We start from the raw sequence: 18017 nt of genomic DNA on the forward strand, positions 1-18017 counted from the left end.
TAGCCACATTGCTGGTTAAAATCAAAATCGTGTTTTTGAAATCCACCCTCACGCCCTTACTATCGGTTAAATGCCCTTCATCTAAAACCTGCAACAAGAGATTAAACACATCCGGATGGGCTTTTTCCACTTCATCTAACAGCACCACGCTATAGGGTTTTCTGCGCACCGCTTCGGTCAATTGCCCGCCTTCTTCATAGCCCACATACCCAGGAGCGGCCCCAATAAGACGGCTTATGGCATGCTTTTCTAGGTATTCGCTCATGTCAATTCTTATAAGATTTTTATCGCTATCAAACAAGAATTGCGCCAAAGCTTTAGCGCTCTCGGTTTTACCCACGCCTGTTGGCCCTAAAAAGAGGAAACTCCCTATGGGCTTATTGCTATCGCTAAGCCCGGCCTTATTCCTTTTAATCGCTTTAGCGATCGCTTTGATCGCTTTTTCTTGCCCCACCACTCTTTTTTGCAATTCGCTTTCAATGTTTAAAACCCTATTTTTTTCGCTTTGGAGCATTTTTTGGACCGGGATATGCGTCCATTGGCTCACGATCTCAGCGATGTTGTTTTCGGTTAAAGCGTTTTGCAACAACGCCCCGTTTTGTTGCATCGTTTCCCATTTGTGCTGCAATTCTTCTTCTTTCTTTTTGTTTTCAGGGATTTTAGAGTATTCAATTTCGCCCGCTTGCTGGTAATCCCCATTGCGCTTAAACCTCTCAGCCTCTCTTTTCAAATTTTCTGTTTCCATTTTCAAGCGTGAAATTTCTTTAAACACTTCTTTTTCGTTTTCAAACTGCGCTTCTAATTGGATTTTTTCTTCTTTCAAACCGCTCAATTCTTTAAGGATTTCTTCCATGCGTTTGGCATTGCTCTCTTTTTTTTCCATTTCAAGGGCTTGTTTTTCCATTTCCAGTCTTTGGATGGAGCGCTTAACGCCAGAAAGTTTTGCCGGCTCTGATTCCATTTGCATTTTTAATTGAGCCGCCCCCTCATCAATCAAATCAATCGCTTTATCGGGTAAAAACCTATCGGTGATGTAACGGCTAGAGAGTTTAGCGCTCGCTATGAGCGCGGAGTCATTGATAGTGATGTTATGGTGCGTTTCTAAAGTTTCTTTTAGCCCCCTTAAAATCTGTAAAGCCTCATTGATGCTAGGCTCATTGAGTAAAATGGGTTGGAAACGCCTTTGTAATGCCATATCTTTTTCAAAATATTTGCGGTATTCTTTCAGGGTGGTCGCTCCAATGGTGTGTAATTCCCCCCTAGCGAGCGCGGGTTTTAAAATATTAGCCGCATCCATGCCCCCCTCACTAGCCCCAGCCCCCACGATCGTGTGGATTTCATCAATGAATAAAATCACATTCGCGCTTTTTTTAACTTCTTCAATCACCTTTTTCAAGCGCTCTTCAAACTCGCCTCTGTATTTCGCTCCAGCCACCAATAAGCTCAAATCTAAAGCGACAACTCGTTTGTTCAAAAGCGTTTTAGGCACTTCCTTATTCACAATGCGTTGGGCCAAACCCTCCACAACCGCCGTTTTCCCCACTCCAGGCTCACCTAATAAAATAGGGTTATTTTTTGTTTTTCTTATCAAAATTTGCATCATGCGAATGATTTCTTCATCCCTCCCGATCACCGGATCGAGCTTATTTTCTAAGGCTTTTTGCGTCAAATCAATACCGAATTTTTCCAAACTTTCCAAATTGGAATCATCGTTTTTATCTTGGATAGTTCTGCCTTTTCTTAAAGATTCTAAAGTTTTTTGCAATTCCTTGGTGTCTAAATAAGACTTTAGAACGCTTTCAAAAAGGCTCATGTTCGCCAAAAGATACACATCTGTAGCGATGAAAGAATCGCCCATTTTAGCCATCAAGCCTTGAGCGTTTTCTAAGCTTTGGATTAGAGCTTGGTTTAATTGGATATTTTGCTTGTTGATTTGTGAAACTTTAGCAAACTTATCCAACTCGCTTTGAACGCTAAGCCTTAAGGCTTGAATATCCACAGACATTTTTTGTAAGGCTTGAATGAGGATGCCTTGGGAGTTATTCAGCATGACAAAAAGCATGTGCAAGGGCGTTACTTCAGCGTTTTTATGGTGTAAAGCTAGAGCGAGCGCGCTGTCTAAAGTCTCATGCAATTGGTCAGTCATTTTTTCAAATAAGTTCATTATCAATCCTTTTTGAGTTTTAAAATCTTACTATTTTACACTATTTTAACCTTCAAAGGTTTTTTAAAACGCTCACACTAATGACAAACTCTCCAAAATACGCTTTTTAGACAACTCGCAATATTCTTTTTCAATCTCTAAACCCACGCTAAAACGCCCTAAAGCGTTCGCTTCTAAAATAGTCGTGCCAGATCCGCTAAAAGGATCAAAAATCGTGTCTTCCAAAAAAGAAAACAATTTGATGCAACGCCTGGGTAATTCCCTTGGGAATGGGGCTGGGTGTTTCAAGCGCTTTTTGGATTCGCCGCTAAAACTCCATAGCCCATTAGTGTAGAGTAAAAATTCCTCTCTACTCATCGTAGAAGTTTGTTTTTGGCGTTTGTATTCGTTTTTATAAAAAACAACGATCAACTCCACAGGAGCGATAGCATAAGGCGCACTCGCTTGCAGCCAACTCCCCCAAGCGGTGCGTCTTGAGATATTGCTTTCATTCCAAATGATCGTATTTTGGTATTTCCAACCGCATTCTTTAGCTATTGCAATAATATCTGCCCCCAAACTTTGCTTGCCGTGTTTATTCGTGTCTAAAGGGACATTCAAACACAATCTCGCCTGTTCCTTACCCCAAAAATAACAATTTTTAAGCCAATTTTTACACCAATTTAAATAATCATCATAAGCCCTAAAATCATTACTCCCTTGATATTCAACGCTCAAATTATAGGGCGGTGAAGTGACGCACAAGTCATAAAAACCTTTTTCAAAAGTCTCTAAAACGCTCGCATCGCCATGGTATAAATCCAATTTTTCCAAACTGAAATAAGGTTTCATAAAAGCCTTTTTAAATCTTCTGATAAATTTTCTATACCCTTAATTTTAGAGCTTTGATCAAAATGGCTTTTGGCCAAATAGAGGCCGTCTAATTCATGCTCCATGACGATCCTGGCTTTTTTAGGCTTGTCTTTAAAACTGATCTCATCATCGTTATCCGGCGTTATCATAAAAACTTTAATATGAGAAGTTATAGGCGATTGTAAGAGTTTTAATTTCCATTTTAATACAAAAATCTTTTAATAAAAGTTCTATGATTTTTTCTAACACCCTTCCAATGGCGCTCACAAAGCCTTGTCTGGCCAAAATGCTAGCCTCTTCCTTGCTTTTATTTTGCTGAATATAATCGTTCATTTTATGGTTTAAAAAGCGTTCTTTTTCTTGCACATAAAAAACCTGTAGAAACTTGTAGGGCTCAGGCTGTCCTCTCATAAAATCTTTAAAAACGCTCTCAAAATAATATCGGCTAAACCCAATTCAAACACCTTAATCAATAGAAATCAATCAAATTATAATACAAAACTTTTTTATAATAGGCTGGTGTTTAAACAAGCTTATGACAAAAATGAAATGCAAATTTTAGATATTCTGCTTAAAAGTATTGTTAATGAATGATATGTTTTTACTAAAATAACATTGACAGAGTTTAATCAAAGGGTTAGATATGCGATTTTTAAATCAATCTTTGGGATTTTTGGTCTTGACGCCAAAAGAAGTTTAAGCGATGAATTTTTAGAAATCAAACAAGTATCCTTTCAAAGTAAAACTTGGAGCGCGACTTTTAATGACACCACTTTAGAAAAAGCCAAAGTTTTTTGCGGTATTAAAACGACTTTAGCCGTGGGCGTTTGGAATAATATTTCTAATCTTTTATTCATTGTTTATGGAAAACACCCTGAAATGGGATTGTATTTAGAACAAAAAGTGAAAGAGTGTCATAACGAAAGGAGGCGTTCAACTCAAACGATAGGAATTAGTAAGTTAATCAAAGAATTTGAATTTAAAATGAAACCCATTGATTCAAAAGAACAAGAGCTGATCAATCTTTTTAATCTCAAGTTTGGTCGTTTTTCTTGGGAAAACCATTTTGCATAAAGTTTTTATCATGGAAGCTTTGGAGTGTTTGAAAAGGATAGAAAAAGAAAGCATCCAAACGATCTATATAGACCCCCCTTATAACACTAAGAGTTCTAACTTTGAATATGAAGACGATCATGCTGACTATGAAAAATGGATTAAAGAACATTTGATTTTAGCGAAGGCTGTGTTAAAACAAAGCGGTTGTATTTTTATTTCTATAGATGATAATAAAATGGCTGAAGTTAAAATCATTGCCAATGAGATTTTTGGAACGCGCAATTTTTTAGGCACTTTTATCACTAAACAAGCCACAAGATCTAACGCTAAACACATCAATATTACCCATGAATACGTTTTAAGCTACGCCAAAAATAAAGCGTTCGCTCCTGGTTTTAAAATCTTACGAACGCTTTTGCCCATTTACGCTAAACCATTAAAAGATTTAATGCGAACGATTAAGAATGTTTTCAAACAAAAAGGGCAAGCTCAAGCCCAACTCGTCTTAAAAGAACAGATCAAAGAGTTATCCCAAAAAGAACATTTTAATTTTTTAAAAAATTACAATTTAGTGGATGAAAAAGGTGAGATTTATTCCGCTAAAGATTTATCCACGCCTTCAAACCCACGCAGTGTAGCGATACAAGAAATCAATCTTTTTTTAGAACCCTTAAAAAGCAGAGGGTGGAGCAGCGATGAAAAGCTTAAGGAGTTATATTATCAAAATAGACTTATTTTTAAGAATAATCGCCCTTATGAAAAATATTATTTGAAAGAATCACAAGACAATTGTTTGAGCGTGCTGGATTTTTATAGCCGACAAGGCACAAAAGATTTAGAAAAATTAGGCTTAAAGGGGCTTTTTAAGACGCCAAAACCTGTAGCATTGATCAAATATTTATTATTATGCTCCACCCCTAAAGATTCTATTATTTTAGATTTTTTTGCCGGTAGCGGGACAACAGCGCAAGCGGTTATAGAAGTTAATAAGGATTATTATTTGAATTGGTCTTTTTATTTGTGCCAAAAAGAAGAAACAATTTAAAATAACCCGCAAGCTATTAGCATTTTAAAAAACAAGGGGTATCAAAACACGATTTCAAACATCATGCTGTTGCGTTTAGAAAAGATCATCAAAAGCCATGAATACGAAATTTTAAAAACAAAATCTATTTTATTTTAAATATTATTTTTCAAACCCCTACACCCTATCCACGCTCAAAATTTCAGCGCTCGCTCTGGCTTTTTCGTTATTCAATTCAATTTTATCGCCTATTTTCAATGCTTCTAATTCTATCGCTTGATTATTCTTGCTCACCAACGCCCCAAATTGGGGCAATTTCAAATTTGCATGAGCGAGTTTAAGGGCGCTCTCTAGCCTATTTAATCGCTCTGTTTTAGTTTGTAAAAAAGGGCTTGTTAATGTTTGAGTAGAGATTTTTTCTAAAAGCGTTTTTTTAAAGCGTAAAAATTCTAAGGTTTTATTTTCTAAAGCGATTTTTAGTTTTTCTAGTTTTAAAGCGTTTAAATGGTGCTTGTTTTCAAAACTCAATCGTTTTAAAGAAGCCTCTAAATGCTCTAAATGTGCCTTTTTTTGATGGAGCAAAATTTTAAAAGAGCGGTGCAATTTCAAATGAAACCCATCAAGTCTTTGCAACCATTCATCGCTGCTAGGGAGTAAAATTTCCATTGCGTTTGAAGGCGTAGAAGCCCTTAAATCCGCCGCTAAATCGCTCAATAAAAAATCGCTCTCATGCCCAATAGCTGACATGCTGAAAGTTTTAGCCCAATACAACACCTCAACGATTTTCTCATCATTGAAAGAATACAAATCCTCCATGCTTCCTCCACCCCTAGCCATTACAATCGCATCAAAAGCGTTTTTTGTGTCATGAAAACTATCCGCATAAGCGATGCTCTCCACCACGCTTTGAACGCAGCCCTCCCCTTGCATTAAAGTATTGATGCAAACCAATTCGCACATCGGCCATCGTTTGGAAGCGATCTTTTTCATGTCCGCCCAAGCGGCTGAATTTTGAGAAGTGATGACTGCCACTCGTTTAGGAAAATGCGGTTTGGGTAATTTATGGGCTTCATCAAAATAGCCCTTAAGGCGTAATTTTTCTTTCAATTGCTCTAAAGCTAGGGTTAATGAACCTATATCTTTAGGCTCTATTTCAAAGCAATTGATTTGATAATCCCCCCTTGGAGCATACACGCTAATGCCCCCAAAAACAACCATTTCCTGCCCTTCTTTTAAAGCGAATTTGAGCCTGTTAATATTCCCTTTAAACAGCACGCATCTGATAACTGACTGGCTGTCTTTGAGCGAAAAATACGCATGGCCGCTCACCTTATGGATAGTCAAATTACTCACTTCCCCTTGAACCCTAACTTGCAAAAAAGTCACTTCTAAAAGGGCTTTGATTTGCGCATTGATTTCACTCACGCTCAATATATCCATTAGCTCCCCCTTTTATAGCAAACGAGTGAGGTCATTGAAAAGCCCTAAAAACATGATAAAAACCAAAAACCCCACACCCGCTAGCCATAACGCATTTTGCATAAACGCTGGCAAAGTGATCTTAAAAATATTTTTAAAAACAACCCCTAGCATTTGCGCCCCATCCAACGCTGGAATGGGTAATAAATTTAAAATCCCTAAATTGATGGACAAAAACGCCCCAAACAACAAAAGCATGCTCACACTATTGGCATGGCTTAACGCTCCCACAATGCCTACCACCCCGCTCAATTCTTTAACTGAAGCGCTCCCTGTAACCAAACGCTTTAAAGAATCCACGATCAAAACAACGCCCTCTTTAAACCGACTCAAGGCCTGTTCAAACGCTTGGAACAAGGAATAAGAGACAACGCCTGTTTTTTGCATGTCCGGCTTGATGCCTATCGCTTTGTATTTGATGATTTCATTAGGATCGTTAGAATCGCTTATTATCGCTACGATTTTGGGGGTCAGTCGTTTTTCTAAAATCTGATGGTTGCGCTCTATTTCCAAAACCAACTCGCCTCTAGAGTGCGCCACTACGCTTCTAATCTCTCTAAAACTCGCTATTTTTTCGTGGTTGATAGAAAGGATTTTATCCCCTTTTAACAGCCCGGCTTCTAGCGCGTTTTTTTCTAAATTGCCAATGATGGGCAGTAAGACTTTTTCCCCGCTCAATGCCAGAAAAAAATACACTAAAACCGCAAAAAGAAAATTAAAAAACGCCCCCCCAAATAGTATCCATAGCTTTTGGAAAGGGCTTTTTTGTGCGTAGCTGTCATCTGCGGTTTCATTCGTTCCATCTTCTTCTTTGTCCATGCCCTTTAATTTCACATAGCCCCCAAGCGGGATCAAAGACAAAGCGAATTGCGTGCCAAAAAGTTTAAAAAAACAGAGTTTTTTACCAAAACCAATGCTAAAGACTTCTACCTTCACCCCACAAATCCTAGCGATAGTGAAATGCCCTAATTCATGGACAAAGATTAAAAACGCCAGCATCAAAACCGCTGCAATGAACATCATACCCCTGCAGGCTCTTTGGTGTTAGGATCTTTTATCATCGGCTCTTTTAAAGGCGTGGGCGCTATAGGGGGCGTGGGTGGTATGGTTTTTGGGATTTCTTTATTTTCTCGTGGGGGTTTTTGCCACAACTCTGTCAAAGCCGCCGCTTTTTTAGGATCCATCTTGGCTAAAATTTTACCGAGTTCTTGGGGTTTTAGCGCCATTAAAATTTCTAAGGCGTTTTGAGTGGGTAGATTTTCTAAAATCAAGGCGGACTTAGAATCCTTCATCTTAGAATAAGTCTCGCCAATCTTGCTGTCTTTAGCCTGCTTGATTCCTCTTAAAATGCCTTCGTTTTCTTCTATCAAATTTTTAAGGCGTTTTCTTTCTTCCGTTTGTAAGGTTTTAAAGGCTTCTTCTTTAGCGGCTAAATCTTTCAGTTTTTCTTCCACTTCTTTTTCTTTTTGGTTTAACAGATCGGTTTTTTCATCTAAAAGGCGGGCGTTTTCGGTTTGCAAGATCCTTAAAGACTGCTCTTTTTCGCTCAATCGGCGCAAATCGTCTTTTAATTCGGCTTTTTTAGATTCAAAAATCGCAGAGCATTGCAACAATTCTTGTGCGGCTTCTTCACTAAAGAGCACTTGTAAAATCAAGCCCATTAACAAGATTTTACGCATGCAAGCCCTCTTTTTGCCAGTGTAAAATCATGGCGTTTTCGTCCAAAAGAGCCTGCTCTTTTTTTTCCACAATTTTCTTTTCTTTTTGCTTTTCATTTTCTAAAATGATTTTAGCTTTTTCTAATTCCTGGTTAGCCAAAAGGTAATCTTTTTCTAAAATTTTTAAATCCTTAGTTAAATTCTCGCTCTCTTGTTGGTAATGTTCTATCTCCATTCTTAGAGCGCTTTTTAATTGCTGGGTTTGTAAAAAAAGGCTCATTCCCCCCAATTCAGGGTTTTTAAACGCGCTCAATTGGGCTTGTTTGTCCAAAATTTCTCGCTCCTTTTGCCGCAATTCTAAACGCTTGCTTTCAAGCTTTTGCTCTATTTTTTCTAACGCAAGGGTTTTTAATTGCACCAATACAGAAGCGAATTTTTTCATAGAAAAATCGTGTCTTCTCTTTCAGGGCTTGTAGAAATAAGGCGGATTTTTACCCCCACTTCTTTTTCAATAAAAGCGATATACTCTCTAGCGTTTGGCTCTAAATCGTCTGATTTTCTCACACCCGCGCTTTTTTCCCAGCCCTTAAAAGTTTGATAGATCGGAGTGCAATCTTTCAGATCGCTAGGGAAAGCCTCTAATCTTTCGCCCTTTCTTTCATAAGCCACGCACACCTTGATCGCATCAATCCCGTCTAAAACATCTAATTTCATTAACGCTAATTGCGTGCAACCATTCAAAGCGCAAGCGTATTTTAAAGCCACCAAATCCAGCCACCCGCAACGCCTTGGGCGCTTGGTTGTCGTGCCAAACTCCGCGCCCTTAATTCTTAAATGATCGCCCATGGGTGTCGTGTCTTCGCTAGGGAAAGGCCCATTACCCACACGAGTGGAGTAGGCTTTTGTGATGCCTATCACTTCATTGATCGCTTTAGGGTTTAAGCCGGTGCTCACGCAAGCGCTAGCGCTCGTGGTGTTAGAGCTTGTTACAAAAGGGTAAGTCCCTAAATCAATGTCTAAAAGCGTGCCTTGCGCCCCTTCTAGCAAGATTTTTTCACCCTTTTGGTTCGCTCCTATCAGCATACTTGTCGTGTCTTTGATAAAGGGGCGAATTTTTGGAGCGTAAGCTTTAAAATACCCTCTCAAATCTTTTTCGTAATTCTCGCCCAAATCATACGCTTCCTTAAAAGGCTCAATGGCTTTGAAATGAGCGTTTAGTTTTTCTTCTAAGATTTTATCGTCTAATAAATCCCCCATTCTTATCCCGCTCCTCGCCATTTTATCCTCATAGCAAGGGCCTATGCCTTTTTTAGTCGTGCCGATGTTTTGAGATTTTTCTTTAAAAGCGTCTTTTTTGGCATGATAGGGCAAGATCACATGGGCTCTGTCGCTGACAAACAAACGATTTTCTAAATCCTCAAACGCACTGATTTCTTCGCACAAATCCTTAACGCTCACGACCACCGCGCTAGAAATGATGTTCTTGCATTGGGGGTATAAAACCCCTGAGGGCATTAAATGCAAAGAATGCTTAACCCCCTTATGCACAATGGTATGCCCAGCGTTATGCCCGCCTTGATAGCGCACCACAAAGTCATAATCTTTAGCGATCCTATCAACAATTTTTCCCTTCCCCTCATCTCCCCACTGGATCCCCACAACGACATCTGCCATAAAATATTATCCTTAAAACAAAGTAGATTGGATTGTTTGAAAGCTTGTTAGAATACCAAAAAAAAGTAAAGAGCCTCTTTATAAGCCCTAAAAAGAGCTTAAAAACCTATCGTGTAATTGATATAGAACGCATACAAACGCCTGTAATCCACATCAGCCCCATTCGCTTTCAAATACCTTTGATTGATAGCCGGGATTTTCACGCCAAATTCCATCCCATGCTGAATGCTTTGAGACGCGCTCAAAAACCGGCGGTGCATGGTGCTGGCAAAATGAGCCCTTAAGCCCAAATTAAACAAAAATTGGAAATTCGTGGGAGTGGGGTATTCTTTAAACGAGTTTTCAATTTGGCCTCTTAAAGAGCTATCCCAAGTGTTACCCGCTATTTGAATGCCCCCAAACACCCCCACAGTCAAGGACTGATCGCTAAAAACCCTTCTAAAGATATTCCATAAAAAGTCCGTGCCAGCGCCATAAGTAAAGATATTCGCTTTAACAGCACTGCTAAGACTGCCCAATTGCGTAAAGCCATAATCAAAGAAAGCGTAATACCGCAAGCCTATATTCCTCTTGTTCCCAAAAAATTGCTTATAGCCCATTTGAATGCCAAAGCCATTAATAACCCCATGCTGAGAGCTTCTACCTGGCCCAAATTGAGGTAGGTATGGCTCATCGTAATTGTTTAGCATTCCTCCTAGCTGTTTTAGATTCTCTTGATAAGTAGCGATTCGATCCGAGATGGTTTTCACATCCTTTTGAAGCATGGATCCTGCACCACCGCTCTTATTCAAGCTTTCTGCGATTTGGTTTAGCTTTGCTGAAGAAGTGTCATTAAAAAGCTGCATTTGGGCTAATAGCCCTTTTAAAAACACCGAATTGCTATCCAGATTCACCCTTGTAAGTGCGTTTAAAAGCGCCACGCTCTCCGTGGCTAAGAGACTGAATTCACTTTGAGAATTATAGAGAACTTTTATAATCCCTACATATTCAGGAACGACTCCATTATTACTGCCATTATTACTATTATTAACCAAGTTATAAAGCACATTACTCAAATACACTTGCAAGGCTTGAACGCTATAAGCGTTTTTATTCGTTTCAAAGCGTTGCTCAATTTGGGGGAGTATTTTTTTAAACTGGGTTAACTCTGCGTTGTTGTTGCCAACAGTTGTATTAGTATTGACAATTTGATTGCTTATCCCTAAAAGAGCGTCCATGGTCGTGTTTGTCGCTAAGGCTAAAAGCCCGTTACCCCCTGCCATACCCACGCCCACTTGGCGGAAATCATCAATGACATTATTCCTTAGGGTGCTGCCTTTGTTATTGATGTTTTGTTGTGCACCACCGATTTGATAGCCCACTCCCATATAAAAGCCATCATCTTCAGCTAACGCCATGCTTAAAGGAAGGCTAAAAAGCAGAGCGGTTTTTAAAAGCCCTTTTTTGAGCGCATGGTATTGACTATAACCTTTTTCCATTCTTGTATTCTTTATCTCTTTTGTATTGGTATTTTTCATCAAGAGCCTTCCTTAAAAACCGACTGAATAGCCCACATAGAAGCTAAAATTCCTCATATAGCTCGCGCTTGAGCCTTGGGTTGCAAAATATTTATGAGCGATAACAGGGATTTTCACCCCAAATTCTATCCCTTGGTCTAGCTTGTGCTTATTGAAATGGGTTTTTGCAAAGTTGGTGCGCAAGCCCAAATCAAACAAGAATTGGAACGAACTGGACTTGACATCAGGCCTTTGCCCGCTCAATAAGTTCGTTACATTAGTGCTCCAAGTTTGCCCTGCAATTTGAGCGCCAAAGAAAAGACCGATCGCAGTTCTTTCCCTTCTTCTGGAGCGTTCAAAGAAATTGTATAAAAAATCCGTTCCTACTCCATAAGTAACAAGATTTGCTCCCACTTTTAAATTCGTATCGCCAAAATTCGCATAGCCGTAATCCAAAAACCCATAATACCTTAAGCCAACATTTTTCTTATGGGTGAAAAATTGTTTATAACCCATCTTAGCCCCAAAGCCGTTCATGCTCGCTGACTGGTAGTCTCTGAGCGAAAAGAGGTTGGGGATATAAGAAATCTTATAAAGAGAACTAGCCGAAGATTCAAACTGATTCAAGCTCGTATTGATGATGCCTATGACTCTGTCTAGCCCTTTCTTATAGATAAGCTGGTTTTGGCTAAAACAAGACGATGCATTGCTACAGATATTTTTTTCAATAAAATTCCCTAACCCCAAAGTCTCACGATCTAAAGAAATCCCGCTTTTAATCAAAGCATTGAGTTCGCCAACCGTAGAATTAGCCCCTATCAAGCCCGTTTGCGAAGAAAAATTTTGCATGCCTGCGGCAATATCGCCCACGCTCACGCCATTATACGCTCCATTAGTCCCGCCCGCGCCTAAAAGCATGACTTTCATGATGTTCTCGTATAGCTGTTGGTTATTGTTTTGTTGGATTTTGCTCAAATCCACTTGCCCTAAAGCTAAAACGATGTTTTGAGCCACTAAGAGCATGCTATCAGTGATGCCGATTTGTTCTTTCCCTACATCCACCACCAAAGGCTTAATGACACCCTGATTAGCGTATTGTTGGGATAGATCTAATAGTTTTCCTAAAATCCCTAGAGATTGCTCTAAATTGGCTAAGGCTTGGTTTGATGGTCCGTTTTGTGGTTGCGCATTGTTTTTCAGGCTTTCACTCAAAAGAATCTTTGTTTTATTCCCCAAAATATCCAAGTAGTAGGATAAGGGAATGGCAGAAGTTTGCAACCTCACAGCCCCATCTCTAATCAACTGCTTTAATTCTTGCGCTTGAGTGAAGCCTGGATTTTTCAATTCCTGTCTGGCCAAACTCGTTTGATAATCTATGACAAAAAACGCCCCATCTTCTTCAGCATTACACAAAGACATGCCCGCTAGAAAGGAAAGAGCGATCGTTTTTTTAAAGGAGTGGTTTTTCAAAAATATCCTTTTTGCTTTGATAAGTGATTTTACTTAATCCATAAAAGAAATTTTCTAATTTTAAAACAATCATTCTTAATTTGCTATTAAGTGTTTCAAAAAAGCATCAAATTGACATCTTTTAAGCAAAATGTTATAATGCTTGCTTAATTTTATTTGGGGTGTTAGCTCAGTTGGGAGAGCACAACGCTGGCAGCGTTGAGGTCAGGGGTTCGAACCCCCTACACTCCACCATTATTACGCTTATTCTCTTTCTTCATGGATCAAACCCATTTTCTTGCTCGTATTACCTATAATTAATTATAATCTTAGGAATTGTTTTTCATCAAGGGAGTTTGAGCGTGAGCAGTTTGTTTAAAATGCGCATTCTTAGTTTTAAAAAGAATAAGCGGGCGGTGTTTTCGCTCTATCTTTTTATCGCTTTATTAGCGCTTTCTCTTTTAGCCCCCTTGTGGGTGAATGATCGCCCCTTATTCATCTATAAAGATAATAAGGCGTATTTCCCCATGTTTAAAAACTATGCAGAAGTGGAGTTTGGAGGCGATTTTTTCACCCCTACGGATTATAACGATCCTTATGTGAAAAACACGCTTTTAAAAGACGCTTTCATTATCCATGCGCTCATCCCCTATAGCTACGATACGATCATTATGGATTTAGACTCGCCTGCCCCCACCCCTCCAAGCTTCAAACACCTTTTAGGCACAGACGATCAAGCCAGAGATGTGTTAGCCAGACTGGTTTATGGCTATCGTGTTTCGTTAGTGTTTGGGATTTTACTCACCCTTTTTAGCGTTCTTATTGGCGTGAGTTTGGGAGCGTTTCAGGGGTATTATGGAGGGTTAATGGATTTAGTGGGGCAAAGGTTGAGCGAGATTTGGAGCGCGATCCCTATGCTTTTTTTACTCATTGTGATTTCTAGCGCGTTTAATTCTAATTTCTGGATCATTTTATTTTTAGTCTTGCTCTTTAGCTGGATGGGGCTTTCTCAAGTCGTGCGCACGGAGTTTTTAAAAGCAAGGAATATGGACTACACCAAAGCCGCTAGAGCGCTTGGGGTGAATGATTTAAAAATCATTTTCTACCATGTTTTACCCAACGCTTTAGTAGCGACGATCACTTATGTGCCGTTTTTAATGGCGGCTAGCATTTCTACTTTAGTGTCTTTGGATTTCTTGGGTTTTGGCATGCCTATAGGGAGCGCGAGTTTGGGCGAACTAGTTAATCAAGGGAAAGATAATCTCACTACGCCTCATTTAGCCATCGTTGCGTTTGTAGCCATTAGCTTGTTGCTTTCGGTTTTGGTGTTCATTGGCGAAGGGGTGCGCGATGCTTTCAACGCCAACATGCTCAAATAAGGGGGTTGCATGCTAGAAATCAAAAACTTGAACTGCGTTTTAAACGCGCATTTTTCGCTCCAAAACATCAATATTTCGTTAAATCCTAGCGAAAGGGTGGCGATCGTGGGCGAGAGCGGGAGCGGGAAAAGCTCTATCGCTAATATCATCATGCGTTTAAACCCCAGATTCAAGCCTCATAATGGTGGAGTGTTGTTTGAAACAACCAACCTTTTAAAAGAAAGCGAAGCGTTTATGCAGCATTTAAGGGGTAATGCGATCGCTTACATCGCTCAAGACCCCCTATCCAGCCTAAACCCCTTGCATAAAATCGGCAAGCAAATGAGTGAAGCCTATTTTTTACACCACAAAAACGCTTCTAAAACGCTCCTTAAAGAAAAAGTTTCAAACGCCATGCGGCAAGTCCAATTAGATGAAAAATTTTTGGATCGTTACCCTTATGAATTGAGCGGAGGGCAGCGCCAAAGGGTGTGTATCGCTATGGGCATTATTAATGCGCCCAAACTGCTCATTTGCGATGAGCCTACCACCGCATTAGATGCGCAAATCCAAAACCAGATTTTAGACTTGCTCAAGCGATTGAGTGCGGAAAAAAACATCGCCCTTTTATTCATTAGCCATGATTTAAAAGCGGTCAAACGCTTGGCTGATAGGGTTTATGTGCTAAAAAAAGGCGAGATAGTAGAAACCAATTTTACTAAAGAGCTTTTCAATGACCCCAAGCACGAATATTCAAAACTCTTGATTCAAGCTTCAAACTTGCCCGCTAAAAATTTAAAAGCGCTAGACGAGACGCTTTTAGAAGTGAAAGATTTTAGCGTTTATTACTTGCAAAAACGCTTTTTTAGGCCTTCTTTAAAAAAACCCCTTATCGCATCGGTCAATTTTTCCCTCAAAGCCAAAGAAAACATCGGCATCATTGGCGAAAGCGGGAGCGGGAAAAGCTCTCTAGCGTTGGGGCTTTTAAAACTCGCTTTAAACAGCGGGGAAGAAAAGATTTTAGGCCAAAGCGTGGGGCTTTTAAATTCTAAGGCGTTCAAACCCTACCGCAAGATTTTGCAAATGGTGTTTCAAGACCCTTACGCATCATTAAACCCTCGCTTAAGCATTCAAAGCATTTTAACAGAGGCTTTGCGCTTTGCTTACCCTAAAGCTTCCAAAGAAGAATGGCATTATCTCGCAAAACTTTGTTTAGAAGAAGTGTGTTTAAACCCTGAATCGCTTAACTTTTACGCTTATGAACTCAGCGGCGGGGAGCGCCAAAGGGTGGCGATCGCTAGAGCGATTGCTTTAAAGCCTAAAATCATTCTTTTAGATGAGCCCACTTCTGCTTTAGATAAAAGCATTCAAAAAAGCGTGTTGGAATTGCTTTTAAATTTACAAGAAAAGCAGGATTTGAGCTATTTGTTTATCAGCCATGATTTAGATGTAATCAAAGCGTTTTGCGATAAGGTGTTGGTGGTAAGTGAGGGGAAAGTCGTAGAAATGGGTGCTATTGAAGAGGTGTTTGACAACCCTAAGCACGCTTATACGAAGCGTTTGTTAGAATCCAGGCTTTAACTTTAAGCGTTTTTAACCGCTTTTTAATGGGTGTTATCTTTTAGTGTTTTATAAACAAAACAAAGAAACTTGATAGGGGGCTGTTTTTGAATAAGGGTAGTTGTCAATAAAGAATGAAAAAACCTTAGATTCTTTGGGCAAAATCTTTTCTTTAAAGGTTTTTTCATAGCTTTTTTTGACAAACCATTTAAACGCATGCTCTTCTACAAAATTGTGAGGGTTTTTAAGGACTTCTAGGCGTAAAACGCATTTGTTTAAAGTAAATTTGGAATGGTTTTTGACTCCCACTTGCAAAGAAAAGGCGTTACTATAACTTAAAGGGTTAGCGTGTAAGATGCGTGTTTCTATGGGGTAAATCGCTTGAGTGAGTAAAACATTCAAAACAAAAGGCATGCTCAAAAACGCGCCCAAAAAAGCTGCTGTTGCTATATAGCTAGCCCAGCGGTTTCTCAAAAGCAGAGCCAAAAGGAGCAAAATCGCGCAGAAAAGGATTAAAACGCTCGCTATTAAAACGCTGATTAAAGTCGCTTGACTTAAAAATCCCTTAAAAGACTCCAAAAAAGCTTGGATAAAACCAAGAAACGCCATGCGTTTTTAAGGCTCTTTAGTCTCGGCAATACTAGATTTAACCTTGCTTTTAGTGTCAATCCAAATATTAGGCACAGCCCCACCTGGAGTGAGCATGATTTGAGCGTTATTGTTCGTTTTTAACGCTTCATTAAACTGGCCTTGAACTTCAATTTGGCGCAGTCTTAAAAGCTTGTCGCTCAAGCTTTGCGAAATGCTTAAATTAGCTTGAGATTTTGCCTTAGCCTCAATCACGATCGCATCAGCCACGCCCTGAGCCTTAATCCTGTTAGCGTCCGCTTCCCCTTTAGCCAGAGCGGCTTGTTTTTGAGCTTCTTGCTTGGAGCGCTCCACCTCGTATTTCACCCTTTCTGATTCTTGGCGCGCGATTTGGACTTTTTCAATTTGCTCTTTAATCTTAGCGGGCAAGACGATTTCTCGTAATTGGATAGAGCTTAATTCCACAGGGGTGTTGGGGAGCTTAGAAACTTCTTTATTGATACCGCTATTGATAAGAGCGGCGATTTCATTGCGCTTAATGGGTAAATCTTCAGCCGGATAGCGCCCCACGACAGAGCGCACCACATCGCGCACCACAGGGTTGATGATTTTTTGCTCCCAAGACAAGCCATAAGTAGCGATCGTTTGGGGGGTGGTTTGAGGGTTTAGGCGGTATTGCACGGTGAGTTCAATAGAAACGGTCAAACCCCTACTATCCATCACATTAATAGCGTCGTTTCTAAAAATCCCTTGGTTTTTACCCGCCACGCCCATGTCTTCGGTGCGTGAAAAATTGATATTTCTGATCCTTGTATCCACAATGAGGATGTCTTGAATGATAGGCACAAAAAAGTGGATTCCTGGCTGTAAGGGGGTGGGCTCGTATTTCCCGGCGGTGATTTTAATGCCAATTTCTCCTGAGCTAATCACTTCAAAAGGCTTGGCCAAAAAAGCGATAACGCCTAAAAGGACAATGACAATTAAAACCGATAGTTTTTTAGAATTAAAAGAGTTAGACGGCGGGATGAAACGCCCCCCATTATTAGGCGTATTGGGCGTGGGGGTTTCTCTTTGAGGATTTTTCTTTTTTAAATGTTCGTTCAAATCAATGGGCATGAATTTCCTTTTTAAATATTTTAACGGCGTTTGGGTTTTTTAGAATGGTGGTTTGTTTTAGGGTGTCTGTCTTTATGCTGACCCTTTTTGAAAGAACGCGCTTGCTCATGTTGGTGCGTTTTTTTGTTAGGGGTTTTTGGCGTTTTTTCTTTAGGATTTTGAATCGCATCAATTTCTTGCTGATTCAAGCCAATTTTGCTGGTTTCAAACTGCAAACTCAAAAGTTTTAAAACTAATTGAGACGGCTCAAAAATTTCGGTAAGCTGTTCATAAAGGCTGATGATTGCTTCAGACACTTTAGCGTCATGTAAGGTTTTGATGATCTGGTTTTCGTTAATGGTGGGAATCTCAAAAAGTTCAATCTCTGAATCAATTTCTTTTTGCATGCGTAAAAGCTCTTTGTATTCTAAGGGGGTTACTAAAGTGATCGCCATGCCTTTTTTGCCCGCTCGCCCGGTTCTCCCGATGCGATGGATATAGCTCTCGGTATTTAGGGGCAAGTGGTAATTAAACACATGGCTTACACCGCTAATGTCTAGCCCA

The 18017-nt window shown here is 39.8% G+C and carries 15 protein-coding genes, 1 tRNA gene and 2 pseudogenes; 5 read left to right on the forward strand and 13 right to left on the reverse strand.

What is annotated here, in order from left to right; translation table 11 throughout:
- The 3 genes and pseudogenes from DV63_RS09920 to DV63_RS17740 all read right to left on the reverse strand — a co-directional run.
- Positions 1-2164, reverse strand: a 2164-nt coding sequence (locus DV63_RS09920; protein WP_020982357.1) for an ATP-dependent Clp protease ATP-binding subunit, incomplete at its 3' end; no start/stop codon positions are given.
- Between the two features lie 72 nt (positions 2165-2236).
- Positions 2237-2995 carry a DNA-methyltransferase gene (locus tag DV63_RS09925; protein WP_000806066.1) on the reverse strand — a complete coding sequence of 253 codons (759 nt, stop codon included), beginning with the start codon at positions 2993-2995 and terminating at the stop codon, positions 2237-2239.
- A pseudogene (locus tag DV63_RS17740) lies at positions 2992-3471 on the reverse strand (BsaWI family type II restriction enzyme). Before DV63_RS17740 ends, DV63_RS09925 begins: the two are co-directional and overlap by 4 nt.
- Before the next feature lie 160 nt (positions 3472-3631).
- On the opposite strand from DV63_RS17740, the gene DV63_RS09940 reads away from it, so the two are divergent.
- Both DV63_RS09940 and DV63_RS09945 read left to right on the forward strand, forming a co-directional pair.
- Positions 3632-4090: a hypothetical protein gene (locus tag DV63_RS09940; protein WP_000134349.1), complete on the forward strand. Its 459-nt coding sequence runs from the start codon at positions 3632-3634 to the stop codon at positions 4088-4090.
- Between the two features lie 10 nt (positions 4091-4100).
- A pseudogene (locus DV63_RS09945) lies at positions 4101-5255 on the forward strand (DNA methyltransferase).
- Positions 5256-5273: 18 nt separating this feature from the next.
- On the opposite strand, the gene xseA reads toward DV63_RS09945, so the two are convergent.
- The 7 genes from xseA to hopF all read right to left on the reverse strand — a co-directional run bounded on the left by xseA (position 5274) and on the right by hopF (position 12873).
- Positions 5274-6536 carry an exodeoxyribonuclease VII large subunit gene (xseA, locus tag DV63_RS09950; protein WP_000353833.1) on the reverse strand — a complete coding sequence of 421 codons (1263 nt, stop codon included), beginning with the start codon at positions 6534-6536 and terminating at the stop codon, positions 5274-5276.
- A 12-nt stretch (positions 6537-6548) separates the two neighbouring features.
- Positions 6549-7595: an RIP metalloprotease RseP gene (gene rseP / locus DV63_RS09955; protein ID WP_020982358.1), complete on the reverse strand. Its 1047-nt coding sequence runs from the start codon at positions 7593-7595 to the stop codon at positions 6549-6551.
- Positions 7595-8254 carry a MotE family protein gene (locus DV63_RS09960; RefSeq protein ID WP_001226748.1) on the reverse strand — a complete coding sequence of 220 codons (660 nt, stop codon included), beginning with the start codon at positions 8252-8254 and terminating at the stop codon, positions 7595-7597. Before DV63_RS09960 ends, rseP begins: the two co-directional genes overlap by 1 nt.
- Positions 8247-8675, reverse strand: a complete 429-nt coding sequence (locus DV63_RS09965; protein WP_000712793.1) for a flagellar export protein FliJ — start codon at positions 8673-8675, stop codon at positions 8247-8249. Before DV63_RS09965 ends, DV63_RS09960 begins: the two co-directional genes overlap by 8 nt.
- A complete protein-coding gene (gene purA / locus DV63_RS09970) occupies positions 8672-9907 on the reverse strand; it encodes an adenylosuccinate synthase (protein WP_000796209.1) in 1236 nt (411 codons plus the stop codon). The genes DV63_RS09965 and purA overlap by 4 nt, the downstream gene beginning before the upstream one ends.
- Before the next feature lie 98 nt (positions 9908-10005).
- The gene (gene hopG / locus DV63_RS09975) at positions 10006-11424 is read right to left on the reverse strand and encodes a Hop family outer membrane protein HopG (RefSeq protein ID WP_017179745.1); all 1419 of its coding nucleotides are present in this window, start codon (positions 11422-11424) and stop codon (positions 10006-10008) included.
- Positions 11425-11436: 12 nt separating this feature from the next.
- Positions 11437-12873 carry a Hop family outer membrane protein HopF gene (gene hopF / locus DV63_RS09980; protein ID WP_000788595.1) on the reverse strand — a complete coding sequence of 479 codons (1437 nt, stop codon included), beginning with the start codon at positions 12871-12873 and terminating at the stop codon, positions 11437-11439.
- Between the two features lie 158 nt (positions 12874-13031).
- Here hopF and DV63_RS09985 point away from each other — a divergent pair.
- The 3 genes from DV63_RS09985 to nikE all read left to right on the forward strand — a co-directional run bounded on the left by DV63_RS09985 (position 13032) and on the right by nikE (position 15791).
- Positions 13032-13107: transfer RNA gene (locus tag DV63_RS09985), tRNA-Ala, on the forward strand.
- Between the two features lie 101 nt (positions 13108-13208).
- A complete protein-coding gene (locus DV63_RS09990) occupies positions 13209-14231 on the forward strand; it encodes an ABC transporter permease (RefSeq protein WP_000116863.1) in 1023 nt (340 codons plus the stop codon).
- A 9-nt stretch (positions 14232-14240) separates the two neighbouring features.
- A complete protein-coding gene (gene nikE, locus DV63_RS09995; RefSeq protein ID WP_000889837.1) occupies positions 14241-15791 on the forward strand; it encodes a nickel ABC transporter ATP-binding protein NikE in 1551 nt (516 codons plus the stop codon).
- 48 nt (positions 15792-15839) lie between these two features.
- On the opposite strand, the gene DV63_RS10000 is transcribed toward nikE, so the two are convergent.
- The 3 genes from DV63_RS10000 to DV63_RS10010 form a co-directional block, all read right to left on the reverse strand.
- Complete coding sequence (locus tag DV63_RS10000; RefSeq protein ID WP_000874909.1) at positions 15840-16379, reverse strand: DUF2393 domain-containing protein; 540 nt, start codon at positions 16377-16379, stop codon at positions 15840-15842.
- Positions 16380-16385: 6 nt separating this feature from the next.
- Positions 16386-17474 carry a prohibitin family protein gene (locus DV63_RS10005; protein WP_001121052.1) on the reverse strand — a complete coding sequence of 363 codons (1089 nt, stop codon included), beginning with the start codon at positions 17472-17474 and terminating at the stop codon, positions 16386-16388.
- A 20-nt stretch (positions 17475-17494) separates the two neighbouring features.
- Positions 17495-18017: helicase-related protein (locus tag DV63_RS10010; RefSeq protein WP_020982359.1), on the reverse strand; the 523-nt coding region annotated here is incomplete at its 5' end.

Origin of the sequence: Helicobacter pylori FD535, from assembly GCF_000296015.2 — a bacterium.
GTDB lineage: Bacteria > Campylobacterota > Campylobacteria > Campylobacterales > Helicobacteraceae > Helicobacter > Helicobacter pylori_CT.